Here is a 17,090-nt window from a genome sequence, read left to right as displayed (position 1 = left end):
GACGAGCGGATCCGCGTCCGGCGTGGGCGCGGAGCAGCCGGCGGTGGAGTTCCGCGACATCGACATCGCCTATGGCAAGTTCGTCGCGGTGCGCGATTTCTCACTGTCGATCCGCAAGGGCAGCTTCGTCACGCTGCTCGGGCCATCGGGCTGCGGCAAGACGACGATCCTGCGCTCCATCGCCGGGCTGGTCGACATTTCGGGCGGCCAGATCATGATCGACGGACGGCGGGTCGATGACGTGCCGATCTACAAGCGCAACATCGGGCTGGTGTTCCAGAGCTACGCGCTGTTCCCGCACAAGAGCGTGTTCGACAATGTCGCCTTCGGCCTGAAATACCGCAACGTGCCGAAGCCGGAGATCGCGCGCAAGGTCGGCCAGGCGCTCGACATGGTGCGGCTGCCGGGCAGCGAGAAGAAGCTGCCCTCGCAATTGTCGGGCGGGCAGCAGCAACGCATCGCGCTGGCGCGAGCCATCGTCTTCGAGCCGCAGGTGCTTTTGCTTGACGAGCCGCTGTCGGCGCTCGATGCCAATATGCGCGAGGAAATGCGCGTCGAGATCAAGAAGATCCAGAAGGCGACCGGCATCACCGCCATCTTCGTCACGCACGATCAGGAAGAAGCGCTCTCCATGTCGGACCGCATCGTGGTGATGAATGCCGGCTCTGTGGAACAGATCGGCACGCCGGAGGAGGTCTACGAGCGGCCTGCCACCGCCTTCGTCGCCGATTTCCTCGGCAAGGCCAATATGCTTGCCGGGACCGTCAGCAAGTCCGATGGACCGACTGCGATCACGCTTGCCGCCGGCCAGACGGTCAATGTGCTGTCGCCTAAGCCGCTGCCCAAGGGCAACAAGGTCACCGTCGTGGTCCGGCCGCAAAAACTGTCGGTGGCGGCGGGCGCCAACCGGCTGTCCGGCCGCGTCGTCTCCACCTCCTATCTCGGTGGCAGCGCCATCTACGAGATCGACATCGGCGGCAAGACGAGCCTGCGGGCCAACGCCCCGATCAACGGCCGCGTCGTCCGAGAGGGCGAGACCATCGAAGTCGGGTTCGATCCAGGCGGATGTGTTTTGCTGGATGTGAGCGGGCGGCGGATTTCGTAGAACGCCTTGCGTCCGCGCGGCTCCTTCATCGCGGATCGGTTCGCCGCCGGACAAGCGCCCGGGGGCCCTCGGCAAGCTTGCCCAGTCTGAGGCAAGCGTCGCGGCCGCGACCGATCAATGCCTCGCTTTCAGAAATCGGGCTTCTCGCAGAAGCGAATGGCGGTCGTGCCCGACCTCCTTTATCAGCTTGCAGGCTTCAGCCTCCGAGATACCTACCTTTTCCTTCAACAGAGCGACCAACTGCTTGTCATCAGTTCGGACTTGGGAACCGTCTCCTACATGTTCTCTCATATGCCGAATCCTCCTGAACCAAAACCAAGAGGGCACGCTGAACGTTGCATCAAATGTCGGTGTCCGAATTGAAAATGCCCGCCGGTTGCTGCCACCAGGGCCAATGACAGGCGGAACGATTTCTACGTTTGAGCTTTCTGAGTGCATGGCTGCGATACCGCCGATCGAACCGCCCCTGCTTTCCGAAGGTAGCCCCGACCGCGCCCTCAACTGCGAGGTCGCCCTTGAACCCGCGTTTCAGACCTTGGTGAAGGCCTCCGTTGTTAAAGGCTGGTCGGCGCAGGAAGTCGCGGAAACGCTACTCAAAATTGCAACAGAACATGCAGAGACGACTATAGGGCGGCAAAGAGTGGCGGCGCGATTATACCGTTGGCGCGTCAGCAGCTTGGTAGATATGTACGTTAGCCAACTCCTTGGCAGATTTAGGTGAATGGCCCAGTGAGAACGCGGCCCCCATGCGCGTTGTAAAACGTGCTCCGCCGGCGCGCCTCAGACACAATTCAGAAACACACCAGAAAAACTCCAGAAATCCTTCAGGCGTAGAATTGGCTTGAGAGGGTCTTCATCGGCTGCAGTGCAGCAGCACTTGTTCGGATTGGCGACAAGCGATGCAAAGGTTCTCGATCAGCTTGATGGGTGCGTTGCTCGGAATTTCGCTGGTCACAGGCCCGGTTGAAGCTGGTGGGGCAAAGGTTGCGACCACCCGGACCGAGCGCTGCACCAATCTCAGCCGCCAAGTTGACGAAGCCCTCGAAACCCATGCCGCGTCAACGCAGGTCACCGCGGCGAAAGCACTGCAAAGAAAGGGAAACCGGTTCTGCGCCAACAAGAAGCAGGCACAGGGAATCCGCATGCTTGCGAACGCTCTGAAGCTGCTTGGCGTGACACCGATCGACCCGGATGCAGTGACACCCAAACCCGACCTGCATAGCAAGGAGAAAAAACCATGAAAAAGTCCCTCCTTTCCGCCCTCGGCCTCGCCGTTGCCCTCGCCTTCTCGATGCCGGTGCTCGGCAACGCGGCCGCTACCACGACTACTGCTCCGGCTGCCACCGCTCCGGCGAAGGCTGCTCCGAAGAAGGTCGCCGCCAAGAAGGTCTGCAAAGTGACCAAGACGCACAAGTGCCCGATGAAGCACAAGAAGCACGCTGCGAAGGCCGCGGCCAAGACAGCAGCTCCCGCAACGGCAGCGCCCAAAACAAGTTATTGAGACTCCGCTGTACCCTGAGAAGGCCGTCCCACCCGCCCGGGACGGCCTTTTTTTGTTGGGAGAAGCGATCAACTTCCTATTGGACACGGGACGGAAGCGGCGACTGCGCAGTACGGTTGACCACGACAATCGAAATATTCGTCCGTCCCGCACCAAAGCGCGTCGCGCAGACCCGGGTTCAGGCGACGCGCTTTAGTCTTTGTTTCGATGCATGTCGTTCTCCCAAACCGCTGCGCACTTTTGGGCGACATGCAATAGGACCATTGCTCAGAGACAACAGACCTCTGTTGCAATTGTCGAATCGCCGGCAAACGAACACTTTGCCCCGGCGCCGGCTACCCCCGCCCCCCAGCCCAACGCCGGCGCACAGCCCGGCTTGCTTCTATGTGCCGATTTTATCCGCCAAAGCAGGCCGGGCTATTTAGGGCGGTCGCGTCGAAACGGATTCAGGCGACGCGCTTCAAGTCTCTTGTTTTTGTGCGCGTCGTTCTCCAAAACCGTGCGCAGTTTTGGCGACATGCATCGGTCAAAACGGCGGAACATCGAGCGATGACGACCATCTATGAGTTCGCGGTCGTGGAGGGGCAGGAATGGGTGCTCCCGGTCGACGACAGCTCCTACGAGTTTTTCTTCAGCCTGGATGGAGCGCCTCTGGGCCGTCGGGAGCCGCCGGTCATGCAACGCGTGTCGGAGGGCGCCCCCGTCTATTCCGACTTCCCCTGGCTCGGCGAGCACGCGCCGCTCCTGCGCAAGCCGGCCGTCGATGCGCTGCAGGCGTCGCTGGGCCCCTATGGCGAGCTCGTCCCGCTGCGCGGCGAAAAAGTCTGGCTCTTCAACGTGACCAACATGATCGATGCGCTCGACCGGGAGCGGTCAGAGATCGTCTATTTCGACGACGGCGACATTCTCGCGATCGAGCGATACGCATTCCATGCGGACAAGATCGGAACCGCCGAGGTGTTCAAGCTGCCGATGCGGGCGTCGCCTGTGTTCGTCAATGACGTGTTCGTCGACCGGGTTCGAGACGCCGGGCTGCGGATGGTGTCGTTCAGACCGAGATGGACATCGGGCGGAAGCATGGGAGATTGACGCTATACCGCGCTCGCCCAGCAGAGGGTTTGGCGCCCATCCAGCTCGGGTTTCCGCGTAAAGCCAAGTAGTTTAGCAAACACTAATATGATATAAGCGAATGCGGGGGGTTCCCTATGAAGCGTTCGCAGGCGGGCATTGCTTCGTTGATATGGCTTATCCCGACCGTCGCGGCAGACGCCCACGATTGGTACACCGATAAGACTGACCCTGTTCTGCATTGGAAATGTTGCGGGGACCGAGATTGCCATCCACTCGACGCCGACGACGTGAGAAAGGCTGAGGGAGGTGGCTACTTCGTCAAGCAGCCTCAGCCTTACCATCGGAACGATCCCCCAACAGGGGAGTGGTTTATTCCGAGAGAGCGCGTCCAGGTTGCCCCGGATGAGCGATACCATATCTGCGAGACCTTGGTGCCAACCAATCGGGTTGGCAAACTCACGATGAGATGGGTGTGCTTCTTCGCGCCAATGAGCACGAGTTCAATCGGGCGAGGCCGTTAATGCATGTCGCGCAAAAGTGCGCAGCGGTTTTGCGAAAACGACATGCATAAAAACAAAGACTTAACCGCGTCGCCTGAATCCGTTTCAGCGCGACGCGCATTAGGTCCTCTTCACCGGCCCTGTCTGACGCGACCGGATGAATTGCGCATTGCTTTGGGCTTGGTTGCCGTGGCGAGCACGATGCCGGCGACGATGAAGGCAGCGCCGAGCAAGTCGTAGTCATGCAGGCTCTCGCCGAGCAGCAGGTAGGCGAGGATGGCGACGAACAGCGTCTGCAGATAGAGCAGCATGCTCGCCTTGCTTGCGCCAAGCGTCTCCACGCTTCGGTTGTAGAGATAGTACATCAAGGCGCCGCCCGGGCCCGCCAGATAGGCGAGCGCGAGCCAGCCGTGGACATTCAAGGCGGAGCGCTCGTCGTTGAACAATTCCCACAAATGGAAAGGCAGTGCGACGAGCGCGCCGGCGCCCAACAGCAGCACGACCAGCGGCAGGAGCTCGATGCCGAATTTGGAACGGCGCACGAGCACCGTGTAGAGCGCCCAGCAGAACGCGCTGCCGACGATCCACAATTCGCCGGGATTGAACTGGAGCTGAAGCAGCGCCGCAAGATCCCCATGCGCAACGATGACCAGCATTCCGGCGAGCGCCGCCAGCGCGCCGAGCGATTTCCAAAGCCCGAGCGGCTCGCCAAGCACGAAACGCGCGAGCACCATGGTCATGACCGGGGACAGCGCCATGATGATGCCGGCCGTGGTCGCGTCGGTGGCCGCGAGGCCATGGTAGATCAGGCCCTGGCAGAGCGTCAGGCCGATCGCTCCGACGGCGACGATCTCCAGGGGCCGGGATTTGAGAAGCGCGATCATCGCGCTGTGATGGCGGTGCACGATCGGCAGCAGGATCGCGCAGGCGAGCGTCAGCCGCCAGAAGCAGAGGCCCCAGGGCGGCATTTCCGGCGCCACCCATTTGGCCGCGATATAGACGCCGGCCGACAGAAGCCAGCACAGCACGGCGGCCGGATAGCCGCTCAGCGAAGGTATCGAGGCGAGAGCAGGTTGCTCTACGTGATGCGCTATCGGCACTGCCTGCATGTCATCCCCCGTTCGATGAACGTCAGACGCGAACGTGGGCCGCAATATATCTCAATCTGCGGGTGTCACATATATGGTTCTGGATGGAGGGGGCGCGACGCGCAATACTCCGACGTCGGGCAGTAACCCGCCGAGTTTCTTGGTCGGCGTTGCTGCTTACCCTACGATTTCTTGCCGCTGGCGCTTGGTGGCATTGTCCAGGCCTTGCGGTCTCCGGCGCGAAGCGGCCGCAGGCAAATTCTAGCTGCGATCATCTGAGAGCTGCTACTGCATCTTGCCGCCGCTGGAGCCATGCATGAACGACTGGATCTCGTCCATGTCGATGCTGCCATCGCCGTTCTCGTCGGCAGCGTTGACTATCCTTCCGACCGCATCCTGAACCTCGTTCTGCGACAGTGCGCCATCGCCGTCGGCATCCACTATCGCGAACAAGATTTGCATCCTGGCGCCATGCATCGTGCGAGGTCCCATCCAATTGGATCTTCCAGCCATCCTGTGGCTCATACGCGGGTCGCCTCCAGCATTTCGGCGCCAACGTTCGCCGTGCCGAGGTCCTCCTTCAGGCGCACGATCTTCCTGCAGCTTTTCCTGAAGTGCTTCGTCGATCATCTGGCGGATCATGTCGCGCGTAGGGCCTCCGGCTTGACCGCTGGCCTCCGGCAGCGGTGTGGGTCCAGGCTGCTGCGTCGTGGTGGGCTCTGGCGTCCCGGTCGTCTGGCCCAAGGCCGGGATGCTCGCGAATATCAAAGCAGCGGCAGCTGCTGTCGCTCCGTGTGGAAATTTCATCGGATTCTTCCTTGATCGGTGACTGTGCCTCAAGCTGAGGCTGCACAGCCAAACCCTGCTCTTGGTCCTATGGTTCCCATGGACTATTGCAATTTGCGGGCATGGCACGGCACGGGCAAAACCCTATTGTGTTTGTGTGAGCTGCAAGCACAGGCGGAGCCGAACACCATGACCCTGACCAATCGAGACCTCGTCGAACTGACGGCATGGCGGCGCAAGCTGCACCAGCAGCCGGAGATATCCAACGAGGAGGAGAAGACGGCACGAGAGGTCGTCGACTTCCTCGCCGATACAAGCCCGGACAAGGTGCTGACCGGATTGGGCGGCCACGGCGTGGCGGCGGTCTACGACAGCGGGCAGGCCGGGCCAACGGTGCTGTTCCGCTCGGAGCTCGACGCGTTGCCGATCCATGAGCTTTCGGGTGTCGAGCATGCCTCGCAGGTGCCCGGCAAGTCGCATATGTGCGGCCATGACGGGCACACCGCGATCCTGGCCGCGCTCGGCCGCCAGCTCGGGCGCCAGAGGCCCGCTCGCGGCCGTGTCGTTTTGATGTTCCAACCGGCGGAGGAGACCGGCAACGGCGCAGCCGGGGTCGTCGCCGATCCGCGCTTTTCCGAGATCGCGCCGGATTTCGCCTTCTCGCTGCACAATCTGCCCGGCGTGCCGTTCGGCCAGGTGCGGCTCAAGGCCGGCGTGGTCAACTGCGCGTCGCGCGGCATGCGGATCGTGCTCGAGGGCAAGACCGCGCATTCCTCCATGCCTGAAACCGGCGTGTCGCCAATGCTGGCGGTGAGCCAGCTGATGCCGCAGTTGCCAGCGCTCGGGCGCGGCACCTTCGCCGACGACGATTTCGGCATGGTGACCGTCACCTATTGCTCGATGGGTGAGGCGGTGTTCGGCATCGCGCCCGGTTATGCCGAGATCTGGGCGACGCTGCGCACCCGGCGCGACGAGCGCATGACCTATCTCTGCGCCGCCGCGGAGGCGCTTGCGGCAAAGATCGCCGCCGAGCATGGCCTTTCCGCCCGCCACGACTATCACGAGATTTTCGTGGCCAGCGTCAACGCGCCGGATGCGGTGGAGCATCTGAACCGCGCGCTGGACGAGGAAGACGTGCCGCGCGGCGAGGAAGCGCTGCCGATGCGCGCCTCGGAGGATTTCGGCATCTTCGGCCACAACGCCAAGTCGGCGATGTTCTTCCTGGGTGCGGGCGAGCGCTACCCGGCGCTCCACAATCCGGACTACGACTTCCCGGACGACCTGATCCCGATCGGCTCGAAGATATTCATGCGCACGGCGCGCAATCTTCTGGGATGAGGTTTGAAGGAAAGGCGCGGCCCTCACTCCTCTTTCGCTTCCTTGCCGCCGTTCGGAGCTCCCCTCCTGCGGGGCCTGCGGAGATTGTCGACGCCCATATAGTGGTCGGCATCCGACGTGTTCCATCTGCCGGCGAGAAAGATGATTGCGATGACCGCTACGAACAGCAGCAAGGCAAAGAGCATATCCATGCCTGCGCGAGGGTCGGGCGGACACCTCTTGCCGCCATCACCCGGCGCGCTCTACGCGTGCTCCATAGCGCGCCTGTGTATTGTTATGCCGGCTCACCGCTTGTATGAGCGGGGATGACCTCGATCTCCCGTCTTGCCGCGCTCGTCCTACTTGCGGCCATTGCATTCGCCACGCTCTCACCGATCCAAATGCGGCCGCATCTTGGTGACGCGAATCTGGAACGCGCCTTGGCCTATGCCCTGTTTGGCCTTGCCCTGGCCTTCGGATTCCGCGCCCGCCTGGTGCAGGCAATGCTGTTTGTCTGCACCGTGGCCGGCGGATTGGAACTGCTCCAGGCGATCGATCCCGGCCGACATGCCCGCCTCCAAGATGCCCTCGTCAAAGCTGCTGCCGGCTTGATGGGGATTGCCATAGGACGAATTGTCCTTGCCGTCGCGAGCAGGGCCGCGCGCCCGCAATCCAGGCAACCGCGATCGTCGTCCAAGCCCGAAGGTTTAGGGCTCGCCAGCGATTGACTTTCGGCGACGTAGGGCGGGCAGCGCCAGCGGTCTTGCCTGCCCTGGCAGCCACTCCTACTCTCACGCGGCAACGACAACATCACCTGCGACCGACCGAAACATCTCTTCGGAGGACGTTCAAATTTCAGCAATCGTGCGAGCAGCGAGCGAGGAGCATTCCAGGAAAAGCGTGTAGCGGTTTTCCGTCCGGAATTGCGGAGTAACAAGGAGCAGGCCATGGCACGCATCGTCGTCATTGGAGGCAGTGGTCACGTCGGGAGCTATTTGGTGCCTCGGCTCGTCGAAATCGGGCATGAGGTCGTGAATGTGAGCCGCGGCACGGCGGTGCCCTATCGCCCCCATTTTGCCTGGAGCGCAATCGAGAACATCGCCATCGATCGCGCCGCCGAAGAGAAGACGGGGCGGTTCGGCACCCAGATCGCGGAACTGCGTCCGGAGATCGTGATCGACATGATTTCGTTCGATCTACCCAGCGCCCGGCAATTGGTCGAGGCGCTGCGCGGCAAGGTCGAGCACTATCTGTTCTGCAGCTCGATCTGGGTGTACGGCCGTTTCTTCACGGTCCCGTCGACCGAGGCGGATCCTCCAAACCCCATCGACACCTACGGGACGAACAAGGCCGCGATCGAAGCCTGGCTGTTGCGGCAAGCACGCCTGACCGGCTTTCCGGCGACCTGCTTCCGGCCCGGCCACATCGTCGGAGAGGGATGGAACCCGATCAACCCGATCGGCAATGCGAATCCGGCTGTCTTTTCGTCGATCGCTCGCGGCAATGAGTTGGTCCTGCCCAATCTGGGGCTCGAGACGGTGCACCATGTTCACGCCGACGATGTCGCCCAGTGGATCATCCGCGCGATCGAGAACCGCGCGGCCTCGATCGGCGAGGCATTCAACACGGTTTCCGAGCAGGCGGTCACTCTGCGGGGTTATGCCGAAACCGTCTATCGCTGGTTCGGCAAGGAGCCGCGGATCGCGTTCAAGCCCTTCGACGAATGGATCCGCGATCTGGAGGGTGAGGATGCCGTCGGCTCCCGCGGGCACGTCATCCGCAGCTCATGCCACTCGATCGAGAAAAGCCGCCAGCGCCTTGGCTACAAGCCTCGCTATACGAGCTTCGAGGCAATCCAGGAGTCCGTCTGGGCGCTGATCGCCGCCGGGAAGGTTGCCGTCCCGGATGCCGGCTTTCCGGGGCAGGACAGCTGACTTTTCTGCCGCACGATTTCTTCGCCCGCGACGCCATCGCCGTGGCGCGCGAGCTGATCGGCGTTCGGCTTGGGCTCACCGGCGTCGGCGGCATCGTCGTCGAGACCGAGGCCTATCTGGCCAACGATCCGGCCTCGCACAGCTTTCGCGGCCGAACGCCGCGCAACGCAGCGATGTATAGCTTGCCCGGCACCGCCTATGTCTATCGGTCCTACGGCCTGCACTGGTGCCTGAATGCCGTGTGCCTGCCGGGCAGCGCGGTGCTGATCCGCGCGATCCAGCCGCAATCCGGCATCGCGGCGATGCGCGGCAGGCGGGGAACCGATGATGACCGGCTGCTCTGCTCCGGTCCCGGCAAGCTATGCCAGGCGCTCGGCATCGATGGCTCGCATAACGGGCTGTCGATGATCGCGCCGCCATTCGAGTTTGCCCGCTCCGAAACCAATCCAGCCGCGATCCTCAGCGGACGCAGGATCGGGATTTCCAGGGGCGTGGAAGCAGAGTGGAGGTTCGGCCTTGGCGGATCGCCCTATCTCAGCCGGAAGTTCTGAGCGGAGCGAGATGTCTGCCGGAGCCGGCAATGCCGGGATCGGCTGCTTGGCAGCGCTGATCATTGCAAGCTCGAATGTTGCCGTTCTTATTGACTGACCAGCGGCAAGAAATTCCGCAGGAGGCAAAAAATAAAACCGGCAGAAGCCTTGTTTAACTCGCGGTCCAGGTCTAGTTATAAGGTTCGTTGATTTGGCCGATTTGGCTTTAGCGGTGTCAGAGACCCGCCATTTTACTCCGAATTCTCGATTGGGATGCGTTGTGCCTGCCGGCGCAACCGCTCGCACGTCTCGACCTCGGAACAATCCCTGCTGACCACGGATGTACTGGCAGCAGGGTATGTCGTTCCGAGGTTCGGATCGGAAGGGGCGCCGCTACCTCGGCAAGAATGTCTCGTCGACCCTCAGGGTCGATCGATCCGGCTTCCTCGAAGCCGCAGTGGAAGAGGAGAGCAACAATCATGATCTCGACACGCTCCCAGAGGCTCAATAGCCGTCTTGCCCGCCGCGAGCCTGCAACCCACCGCTATGCCTTGGGGCAAAGCGTTCGGCTGAAGACCAGCTTCAACACGGTTCCGAAATCCAGCGAAATCTATCAGATCACCGGGAGGCTCCCGGCTCGGGGGGATTCGCTCCAGTATCGCATCCGGAGCGAGACCGAGCGCCACGAGCGTGTGGCGACAGAGGACAACCTCGAACCCGTGCGCGTATCGCGGAACGACGAAGACGCAACTCTTCTCGAAAGGACATTCGGCAATGGCCAAGGGGCAAAAGCGTAGCAGTCGCGAGATCCGAAAACCGAAACAGGCAAAGACATCCGCGAAGGCGAACAGCCCGTTTGGCAACGAGATCAAGCTTTCGGCAAACCCCAATGCACCGCGTGGCAAGAGCCAGAACTGACGAGCGTTAGCCGGTGAAGATCGTGATCGAGTTCTACCGCACCCGCACCCAGGAGCAGCGAGCGAACGCAGACTTCCGAGCTGTGGTCCGGCCGATCGCCGAAGCCGAGGGAGCGTGACCATGCCGCTCGAATTTCCCAACCCAAGTCGAAGTTTCGACGAGGTGCGCAAGGCGGTTCGTTTCGTCGGTCACGACGGCATGTTCGAGGTGCCGTTCTTCATCGAAGCGGATGCATTGGCCTCAATCGATCGCAGGCCGGAAACGGCGGAAGCGGCATGCCTGGCGGCATTCGACGCGGCGCGCCATTCGATCCACACCAGCGCGCGGAAACTCTACGCGGGTGGCAGGCGGACCATCTACACCATAACAGCCGCCGATATGCGGTGACAACGAACTCGCGGATATGTGCGGCACGGGCAGTGAACGGTTCGCCCGATCGCATTTGTTAAACAATGATGGGGCTCGGGTGGGCCAGTCCCGGACAACAGCCGTAGCCCTTGGGGCTAGCGGCAGCTCAGGAGATAAATTGCGAGTTGACGTGCGGAACAATGACGTCGATCAAGCGCTGCGGGCGCTGAAAAGGAAACTGCAGCGCGAGGGTCTTCTTCGCGAACTGAAGCGGCGACGGGCCTACGAGAAGCCCTCGGAACGACGCGTTCGCGAAAGGGGCGACGCTATCCGAAGGGCGCGCAAGCTCGCCCGCAAGCAGGCGCAGCGTGAAGGACTGCTTCCGGCTCCGAAGAAAAAGCCGTCGCCTGTCGCCCGTCGTGGAAGGAACGGTCCCGCCGGATCATCCGGCTGAATCGGCTATCCTGCCAAAGCATGTCTGCCGAAGTGGCGCGCATTAGTCTCCGGAATCGGAGGGCCGGCCTCTGCCGGTAGCGATCCTGCGGAAGTTTCTGCTTTCGAGATCGATGATGGCTCCGCAGCCCGGGCATTCCAGCTGCGTGTGGGCGCGCAGCCAGCCGACGGTCCTGCGCGTCTCATAGCCACAGTCCGGGCAAACGACCCCTATTTCGTCGTCTTGGAGCGATTTGTCGGTCTCCACGGATCTACCCGTTCAGATCAACTGGTGACGCGCAACCGTCTCGCGGTCGCGCCGGCGCATTCCGCTCGTGTCGTTGTCGATCCGGCGCCGCGCTTCGCTTCGCGGTGCTGTCCCGACGGCGCCGCCCTCACTTTTCCATTGAGCGAGGGCATCCTGGTGCGAGTCCAAGTTTTTTACATATGCGTCCACCACGGTGCTCAAATCCGTTTCCGATTCTCCATCCAGGCGGTCGACAAGGAATCGTGCGGCAGCCGTTCGACGGCGGCTGCCACGGACCAAAGGCGGGCGAATTTCGGCGAGAATTTTCTCGACCGCCTTCGTTTGCTCGGATGTCAGGTGGGTGGAAGACATGGCGTCCTCCTTCTTATTGGGGCTAGGGCACGCTGGCCGCCCTTGGTCGGCAGCGCCCGTTCCAGAAGCTGCCGATGAATGACCATACGCCGGTCACCAACGGATGGCGATGGCCAATCGGGAAATAGTGGCTGAACGGGACGGCTCGTAACCGCGTTCATGTGATCCGCCGGACGAGCTTTTCCGGGTAGCTATCACCTTGTAGGAGGAAGCGTTCCTGTGTACTTCCCGCCCTACTTTAGGAGAGGCTTAAAGAATGAGAGTTGCGGTAGTGGTCGCGTTGAGCGCGGCGGTGGCTGGATGCGTGAGTTCTCCGGTCGACTATGGAGCATCGCTTTCGCAGCGGGACCCGAAATGGGCGTCGACGGAATGCCAGCAGGCCCGCATGGCGGCTTCGAACTACGCCGCTCGCGAAAAGGAGCACCCCGGCTGGGGGTTTGGCGTCCTGCTCGGTCCCTACAGCATGGGGCTGGTAGCGTCGATCAAGGAGCACGAGCAGCAGCAACGCAGGCTGTTCGCCCGCGAGGTGCATTTGCGGTGCTCGAGCCTGCCGCTGCCGGAGGAGCTCGAGGGCGCTCCCGAAGCTGTCAAGCAGACGAAATATCCATAGACATAACCGCCCGTCGGGGGGCGGGCGGAAGCGATCCTTGCCGCTCAGTCTTCCCGCCAGGCCTCGAGCAGCGGGCCTTCGCTGCCATAGACCGGGTCCTTCTCCGGACGGCCGACCTTGGCAATCGTTCGCAGCGCCTCTTCGTGCTGCTCGGCGCGCGTGCACAGGTCATAGGTGCCGAAGGGCGGATAGGCGCCAACGACCAGCAGGTCGGATGACGAGGACAGGCGCTGGTGGCCGGTGCCGGCCGGCAGGATCGCCACGTCGCCGGCCTTGACGGTCAGCACCTTGCCCTTGTCGCCGCCGAAGCGCACCTCGGCCGTGCCGCGCGCGATGCCCAGCACCTCGTGAATGCGCGAATGGTAGTGGACGTAATCGTAGATGCCGTTGCGCCAGCCGTCGCCCCAGCCGTTCGTACTGAAGAGATCCTCGAAGACGCCCGCCGGATCGACATCGTCCGGCAGCGTCACGGCCCCGCGATAGACGATCATCGGCCAGCGCGGATGGTTGGGCACAAGACCGTCATCGTTGAAGCGGAAGGTGAGCGGTTCGCGCTTCTCGACAAGCTCAGCAAGTTTTGCCGCTCCTGGCATGCCGTGGCCTTTCCGCCTCTTTTCCCGCTCATGGCAACCGACGCCTGCGGATGGACCCGCCGCTCGATTGCCGACCGTTCTCAACCAGCGGCGGCGCGCTTTGTTCCCGGCGATCGCGCCTTGCGGCGGAACTGCGTAATCTCCCCCTTAAGCGGGAGATGGCCGCGAAGCGGCCAGAGGGGTCGTCTCGCATCAAGCGCCGACGTCTTGTGGATGCGAAGAAGAGGTTGGCGCTCGACGCGCGGCGACCCCCTCTGTCGCCTTCGGCGACATCTCCCCTGCAAGGGGGGAGATTGGTGCTCCAACGCCTACACCTCAAGCATGACCTTGATGGCACGGCGCTCGTCCATGGCGCGGTAGCCTTCCGCGACCTCGGCCAGCGGCAGCTTGAGGTCGAAGACCTTGCCGGGCTTGAGCCTGCCCTTGAGCACGCGGTCCATCAAGTCGGGCAGGAAGCGGCGCACCGGCGCGGGACCGCCCAGCATGCGCTTCTGGCCGAAGAACAGACGCTGGCCGTCGAAGCTCACGCCATGCGGCACGCCGACATAGCCGATCGTGCCGCCGGGACGGGAGCAAGCCAGCGCCTGGTCGAAGGATTCGGCCGCGCCGACGCATTCCAGCACCGAGTCGGCGCCGACGCCGCCAGTCAGCTCCTTGATGCGCGAGATACCTTCCTCGCCGCGTTCGGCGACGATGTCGGTCGCGCCGAATTCGCGGGCGAGTTTCTGGCGGCTCTCGTGGCGGCTCATTGCGATGATGCGCTCGGCTCCCATCTCCTTGGCCGCCAGCACGCCCATCAGGCCGACCGCGCCGTCCCCCACGACGACTACCGTCGATCCTGCACGCACCTCGGCCGCGTCGGCAGCGTACCAGCCGGTGCCGAGCACGTCTGAGACGGCCAACAGGTCCGGCACCAGTTCGGAGGGCGGAACCTCCGAGGTCGCCACCAGGGTGCCGTCGGCCAGCGGCACGCGGGCATAGGGTGCCTGCGCGCCCGACATGAACTCGCGCTGCTCGCAGGACGACTGGAAGCCGAAGCGGCAATGCGGACAGGTGTTGTCCGAGAGGCAGAACGAGCCGACGACGAACTGGCCGGGACGGACCGTGCGCACCTCTGCGCCGACCTCGACGACGATGCCGCAATATTCGTGGCCCATATGCATCGGCCCGTCGACCGGCTGCAGCCCGCGATAGGGCCACAGGTCCGAGCCGCAGATGCAACTGGCCGAGAGCTTGATGATGGCATCGGTCGGGCGCAGGATTTTCGGGTCCGGGACTTCCTCGCAGCGGATGTCGCCCGGCTTGTGAAGAACGGTTGCGAGCATTTTTTGCTTCCTTTCGCTCAAACGGGAAAATGGTCAGGCGGGAGAAAGGTCAGGCGCCGTAGTCGGCGTCGCTGACATGTTCCAGCCAGTCCACGGCCTTGCCGTCCTTGGGCTCCTGGATGGCGATGTGGACCATCGCGGTGCCCGGCGAAGCGCCGTGCCAATGCTTCTCGCCGGGCGCGAACCAGACGACGTCGCCCGGCCGGATCTCCTCGACCGGGCCGCCCTCGCGCTGGACGCGGCCAAGGCCGGAGACGACGATCAGCGTCTGCCCGAGCGGATGCGTGTGCCAAGCGGTGCGGGCGCCGGGCTCGAAGGTGACCTGCGCGCCCTGCGCGCGGCCGGCGTCGAAGGGGTTGAAGAGCGGATCGATCCGGACCGTGCCGGTGAACCAGTCCGCGGGTCCCCTGCCGGAAGGCCTCGTGCCTGCGCGAAGAATGTCCATGGTGATCTCCTTTGCGTCGTCAAATGCGTTCGATGTGAAGCGGGAAGTCGCTGCGCCGCCGTGGGCATATTTGACGCTGGTCGAAGCGGCCCAGCCTGATCGGGGCGCCGGAGAGTCTCCCGCACCAATTTGCCGGGAAGATACTGCAAGGAAACCCGTTCGATTAGGCGAGATAATCCGCATGAACTTATCGGTTTCTGATATGAATGCCGTTTTGGAGTTTCCCCGATGCAGCGCGAGGACATGAAGGATCTGCTGTGGTTCTTGGCGGTGGCTCGTGAGCGCAGCTTCACCAAGGCGGCGGCGGAGCTCGGCACCTCACAGTCGACGCTCAGCCACACCATCAAGCAGTTGGAAGCTCGCCTCGGCGTGCGGCTTCTGACCCGCACGACACGAAGCGTGGCGCCGACGGAAGCCGGCGAACGGCTCTACCAGTCGCTCGCGCCGCGCTTCGAGGAGATCGAGGCCGACCTCGCGGGCCTGGTCGCCTTCCGCGACAAGCCTTCCGGAACCGTTCGCATCACGCTGTCCGACCACGCGCTGCAGACGACGGTCTGGCCGAAGCTTGGGCCGGTGCTCTGCGACTATCCCGACCTCTGCGTCGAGCTCTACAGCGACAACGGCATGCGCAACATCGTGCAGGAGCGCTTCGACGCCGGCGTGCGGCTCGGCGAGAGCGTCGACCGGGACATGATCGCGGTGCGGATCGGCCCGGACTGGCGGCTCGTGGCCGTCGCCTCGCCGGAATACTTTTCTCGTCGCCCCGCCCCAAGGACGCCGCAGGATCTGGGTCAGGCACGATTGCATCAGCCTGCGGCAGGCCACGTTCGGCGGGCTCTATGCCTGGGAGTTCGAGAAAAAGGGTCGCGAGCTTCGGGTCCGGGTGGATGGCCAGCTGACCTTCAACTCGACCCTGCCGATGATCGACGCGGCGCTAAGCGGCTATGGTATCTGCTACGTCCCGGAAAACCTCGTCAGCCACCACATCGCAGAGGGGCGGCTGATGCTCGTGCTTGACGACTGGAGCCTGCCCTTCCCGGGTTATCACCTCTACTATCCAAGCCGGCGGCAGCTTTCGCCCGCGATGGCGGTGATCGTCGAGGCGCTTCGGCATCGGAGCTGAGGCTGGGAAACAGCGCAGCGCGGGCCCTTCGACGAGGCCCTTTAAATCGCGACGAAACGGATTCGGGCGACGCGCTTCAAGCCTCTGTTTTGATGCATGCCCTTCACCGAAAACCGCTGCGCATTTTGGGTGACATGCCTTAATCCGGCTTGCCGAGAGCTGTCAGGATAAAGCGAATCTGCTCGCGCAGGCTCGCCTCGGTGTCTTCGCCGTGTTGGACGCAGTGCTCGATCAGAAGCGGATGGAAGAACGGCATGAACGCGGTCTTGACGGCACGCGCCGCCTCGGCCGGGTCGCCGACCTTGAATTCGCCCGTCTCGACTCCCTCGCGAACGATCGCCTCGAAGATCGTCACCATCCACTCGATATGAGCTTTGACGATCGCCCAGTTCTCCTCCATGACGGCGACAATCATGTCGTGCATGTGCTTTTGCTCGATCAGTGTCGCCGTGCCATGGCGGTGAACTGCGATCAGAAGCCGACCGAGTTTCTCCGAGGCCGTGGCCTTCGTGCGTGCGATCACAGAGACGATGTCGGCAATCTCGTTCAGGATCCGCTTGCAGATGAACCCGTTGATCGCATCCCTGGAGGGAAAGAAACGGTAGACATTTGCCCGGCTCATGCCAAGGTCGAAGGCTATGTCGGCCATCGACGTCTTATGGTAGCCGATGCGGCGAAAATGCTCTTCCGCCACTTCCAGGATGCGCGCGCGCACCTCGTCGAGATCGGTTCGCATTCCGATCGGGTGATTCATCGATGTCTCCGGAACTGAACGATCGGGCATGCCGGGCTCGTGCGGACGATCCTCTGTAAACGGGTAAGATCGTCCCGCCCGCAAAGCAGAT

The 17,090-nt window shown here is 62.9% G+C and carries 20 protein-coding genes and 1 pseudogene; 13 read left to right on the top strand and 8 right to left on the bottom strand.

Going from position 1 to position 17,090, the window contains the following annotated elements; translation table 11 throughout:
* Positions 1 to 22 precede the first annotated feature (22 nt).
* The 4 genes from RFM40_RS07090 to RFM40_RS07075 all read left to right on the top strand — a co-directional run bounded on the left by RFM40_RS07090 (position 23) and on the right by RFM40_RS07075 (position 3,695).
* Positions 23 to 1,105, top strand: coding sequence for an ABC transporter ATP-binding protein (locus RFM40_RS07090; RefSeq protein WP_320225826.1), 1,083 nt, complete (start codon positions 23 to 25; stop codon positions 1,103 to 1,105).
* Between the two features lie 899 nt (positions 1,106 to 2,004).
* Complete coding sequence (locus RFM40_RS07085; protein ID WP_320225825.1) at positions 2,005 to 2,346, top strand: hypothetical protein; 342 nt, start codon at positions 2,005 to 2,007, stop codon at positions 2,344 to 2,346.
* Complete coding sequence (locus tag RFM40_RS07080) at positions 2,343 to 2,606, top strand: hypothetical protein (RefSeq protein WP_320225824.1); 264 nt, start codon at positions 2,343 to 2,345, stop codon at positions 2,604 to 2,606. The genes RFM40_RS07085 and RFM40_RS07080 overlap by 4 nt, the downstream gene beginning before the upstream one ends.
* A gap of 549 nt (positions 2,607 to 3,155) precedes the next feature.
* The gene (locus RFM40_RS07075) at positions 3,156 to 3,695 is read left to right on the top strand and encodes an imm11 family protein (RefSeq protein ID WP_320225822.1); all 540 of its coding nucleotides are present in this window, start codon (positions 3,156 to 3,158) and stop codon (positions 3,693 to 3,695) included.
* 613 nt (positions 3,696 to 4,308) lie between these two features.
* Here the strand turns inward: RFM40_RS07075 and RFM40_RS07070 are convergent.
* Both RFM40_RS07070 and RFM40_RS07065 read right to left on the bottom strand, forming a co-directional pair.
* Positions 4,309 to 5,286, bottom strand: a complete 978-nt coding sequence (locus RFM40_RS07070; protein WP_320225820.1) for a DMT family transporter — start codon at positions 5,284 to 5,286, stop codon at positions 4,309 to 4,311.
* A 264-nt stretch (positions 5,287 to 5,550) separates the two neighbouring features.
* Positions 5,551 to 5,907, bottom strand: coding sequence for an EF-hand domain-containing protein (locus RFM40_RS07065; protein ID WP_320225819.1), 357 nt, complete (start codon positions 5,905 to 5,907; stop codon positions 5,551 to 5,553).
* A 333-nt stretch (positions 5,908 to 6,240) separates the two neighbouring features.
* Here RFM40_RS07065 and RFM40_RS07060 point away from each other — a divergent pair, with 333 nt between their 5' ends.
* Positions 6,241 to 7,389, top strand: a complete 1,149-nt coding sequence (locus RFM40_RS07060; protein ID WP_320225818.1) for an amidohydrolase — start codon at positions 6,241 to 6,243, stop codon at positions 7,387 to 7,389.
* A 23-nt stretch (positions 7,390 to 7,412) separates the two neighbouring features.
* On the opposite strand, the gene RFM40_RS07055 is transcribed toward RFM40_RS07060, so the two are convergent.
* The gene (locus RFM40_RS07055; protein WP_320225816.1) at positions 7,413 to 7,580 is read right to left on the bottom strand and encodes a hypothetical protein; all 168 of its coding nucleotides are present in this window, start codon (positions 7,578 to 7,580) and stop codon (positions 7,413 to 7,415) included.
* 114 nt (positions 7,581 to 7,694) lie between these two features.
* Between RFM40_RS07055 and RFM40_RS07050 the strand changes: the two genes are divergently transcribed.
* From RFM40_RS07050 to rpsU, 6 genes are all read left to right on the top strand, one after another.
* Positions 7,695 to 8,096: a VanZ family protein gene (locus tag RFM40_RS07050; RefSeq protein WP_320225814.1), complete on the top strand. Its 402-nt coding sequence runs from the start codon at positions 7,695 to 7,697 to the stop codon at positions 8,094 to 8,096.
* Between the two features lie 219 nt (positions 8,097 to 8,315).
* The gene (locus RFM40_RS07045; protein WP_320277334.1) at positions 8,316 to 9,302 is read left to right on the top strand and encodes an NAD-dependent epimerase/dehydratase family protein; all 987 of its coding nucleotides are present in this window, start codon (positions 8,316 to 8,318) and stop codon (positions 9,300 to 9,302) included.
* A gap of 5 nt (positions 9,303 to 9,307) precedes the next feature.
* Entirely contained in the window at positions 9,308 to 9,853 is a 546-nt protein-coding gene (locus tag RFM40_RS07040) for a DNA-3-methyladenine glycosylase (protein ID WP_320277337.1), read from the top strand.
* Positions 9,854 to 10,311: 458 nt separating this feature from the next.
* Positions 10,312 to 10,629, top strand: a complete 318-nt coding sequence (locus RFM40_RS07035) for a hypothetical protein (protein ID WP_320225812.1) — start codon at positions 10,312 to 10,314, stop codon at positions 10,627 to 10,629.
* A gap of 241 nt (positions 10,630 to 10,870) precedes the next feature.
* On the top strand, positions 10,871 to 11,137 hold the full coding sequence (locus RFM40_RS07030) for a DUF1488 family protein (RefSeq protein ID WP_320220313.1): 267 nt from the start codon (positions 10,871 to 10,873) through the stop codon (positions 11,135 to 11,137).
* 16 nt (positions 11,138 to 11,153) lie between these two features.
* On the top strand, positions 11,154 to 11,552 hold the full coding sequence (rpsU, locus tag RFM40_RS07025) for a 30S ribosomal protein S21 (RefSeq protein ID WP_430691647.1): 399 nt from the start codon (positions 11,154 to 11,156) through the stop codon (positions 11,550 to 11,552).
* Positions 11,553 to 11,810: 258 nt separating this feature from the next.
* Here the strand turns inward: rpsU and RFM40_RS07020 are convergent, their stop codons facing one another.
* On the bottom strand, positions 11,811 to 12,149 hold the full coding sequence (locus tag RFM40_RS07020; protein WP_320225810.1) for a hypothetical protein: 339 nt from the start codon (positions 12,147 to 12,149) through the stop codon (positions 11,811 to 11,813).
* Positions 12,150 to 12,405: 256 nt separating this feature from the next.
* Between RFM40_RS07020 and RFM40_RS07015 the strand changes: the two genes are divergently transcribed.
* The gene (locus tag RFM40_RS07015; RefSeq protein ID WP_320277333.1) at positions 12,406 to 12,759 is read left to right on the top strand and encodes a hypothetical protein; all 354 of its coding nucleotides are present in this window, start codon (positions 12,406 to 12,408) and stop codon (positions 12,757 to 12,759) included.
* A gap of 44 nt (positions 12,760 to 12,803) precedes the next feature.
* On the opposite strand, the gene RFM40_RS07010 is transcribed toward RFM40_RS07015, so the two are convergent.
* The 3 genes from RFM40_RS07010 to RFM40_RS07000 all read right to left on the bottom strand — a co-directional run bounded on the left by RFM40_RS07010 (position 12,804) and on the right by RFM40_RS07000 (position 15,122).
* On the bottom strand, positions 12,804 to 13,352 hold the full coding sequence (locus tag RFM40_RS07010; protein WP_320225808.1) for a cupin: 549 nt from the start codon (positions 13,350 to 13,352) through the stop codon (positions 12,804 to 12,806).
* 308 nt (positions 13,353 to 13,660) lie between these two features.
* The gene (locus tag RFM40_RS07005; RefSeq protein WP_320277332.1) at positions 13,661 to 14,677 is read right to left on the bottom strand and encodes a zinc-dependent alcohol dehydrogenase family protein; all 1,017 of its coding nucleotides are present in this window, start codon (positions 14,675 to 14,677) and stop codon (positions 13,661 to 13,663) included.
* Between the two features lie 49 nt (positions 14,678 to 14,726).
* Complete coding sequence (locus tag RFM40_RS07000) at positions 14,727 to 15,122, bottom strand: (R)-mandelonitrile lyase (protein ID WP_320277331.1); 396 nt, start codon at positions 15,120 to 15,122, stop codon at positions 14,727 to 14,729.
* A gap of 228 nt (positions 15,123 to 15,350) precedes the next feature.
* Here RFM40_RS07000 and RFM40_RS06995 point away from each other — a divergent pair.
* Positions 15,351 to 16,245, top strand: a pseudogene (locus RFM40_RS06995) (LysR family transcriptional regulator).
* A gap of 139 nt (positions 16,246 to 16,384) precedes the next feature.
* Here RFM40_RS06995 and RFM40_RS06990 read toward each other — a convergent pair.
* Positions 16,385 to 16,999: a TetR/AcrR family transcriptional regulator gene (locus RFM40_RS06990; RefSeq protein ID WP_320277330.1), complete on the bottom strand. Its 615-nt coding sequence runs from the start codon at positions 16,997 to 16,999 to the stop codon at positions 16,385 to 16,387.
* Between the last annotated feature and the right edge of the window lie 91 nt (positions 17,000 to 17,090).

It is taken from the genome of Mesorhizobium captivum, assembly GCF_033977165.1.
GTDB lineage: Bacteria > Pseudomonadota > Alphaproteobacteria > Rhizobiales > Rhizobiaceae > Mesorhizobium > Mesorhizobium captivum.
The sequence above is the reverse complement of the archived record's forward strand: the minus strand, read 5'-3'. Positions and strand labels throughout refer to the sequence as shown.